This window comes from Candidatus Obscuribacterales bacterium (genome assembly GCA_036703605.1).
In the GTDB taxonomy this organism is placed as follows: domain Bacteria; phylum Cyanobacteriota; class Cyanobacteriia; order RECH01; family RECH01; genus RECH01.
Genome location: DATNRH010000839.1, coordinates 1 through 1,000 on the forward strand (window position 1 = coordinate 1; position 1,000 = coordinate 1,000).

General features: G+C 51.4%; 2 protein-coding genes. Both read right to left on the reverse strand.

The genetic code is table 11. The features are described from left to right. On the reverse strand, positions 1–191 hold a 191-nt coding region (locus V6D20_17325; GenBank protein HEY9817544.1), incomplete at its 3' end, for a hypothetical protein. A 69-nt stretch (positions 192–260) separates the two neighbouring features. After that, complete coding sequence (locus V6D20_17330) at positions 261–434, reverse strand: hypothetical protein (protein ID HEY9817545.1); 174 nt, start codon at positions 432–434, stop codon at positions 261–263. Positions 435–1,000: the final 566 nt, after the last annotated feature.

Genomic DNA, 1,000 nt, shown 5'->3' on the forward strand with positions numbered 1-1,000 from the left:
GCAACAGCAGTTTCCCACGCCACCGCCACCCAATCAGCAGCAACAGCAACAATATCGACCACCCCCACAGCAACACCAGCCTGGAGGTTTGAATTACGGAGCGCAATCGTTTGCCTCGCCAGCAAGACCAGCTTATGGTCAACCACCTCCCCCACCACCGCCGCCTCCTCCAGCTGGTGCTCATCACCCACCCTCAGCCTCTTCTTATGGACATCACTATGGTGTGACCCAATCATCATCTTATGATAATGGTCGAGGAGTTAATCGAACACCTTCGTATGGGAGTCAGGGAGGCATAAATCAGTCATCCTCGTATGGAAGTCAAGGATCCGCACAGGGTGGCTTTGGTAGCCCACCACCGCCGCCGCCTCCTCCACCACCTGCTGCTTTTTCAGGATCATCCGCGCAGCCTCGACGACAATTGGCTCGTCCACCACCCCCTGCAGTACCAGCAGGTAGCAATAATGCCTTCCAATATTCGTCTACTCAAAGTAGCAGTGCTACTGCTAGTAGTACTTATTTGCACCCAGCATCTAGTGAACCCTTTGGAGAAATTAAACCAGCCGCTACCGCTACTGGATTGTCCAAACGACATGGTATAACTCAGCCGACAACAGCAGCTGCAAAAGGATCCGGAACCCAACCGTACTCTTACACAGCAGGAGGGGCTTCGTATGGAGGCGCTGCTCCATCGGCGTATGGAGTAGCCACTTCTGCAGCAACAAATGCCACTAGTAATCTTGCTAGACCCGGTTATTCCAGTACCAGCAAGCTATTTTACTTGCACAATCCGACATCGGTGCTATTCTTAACGCCCCCCTTGATAGCATTGTTGTATTCCTATGAATCTCCATACCTCCTGCAAACGTTAATCTTTTTGATCCTGGCCATGTATGCCATGGATTTGGCTAATGCGAGAGAATTACTGTCGGTCTTTCTGTGGTTCAGTGTGGCGGTCTTGACACTTGTATCTGGATGGTTCTTGTTATTGGCAGCACCA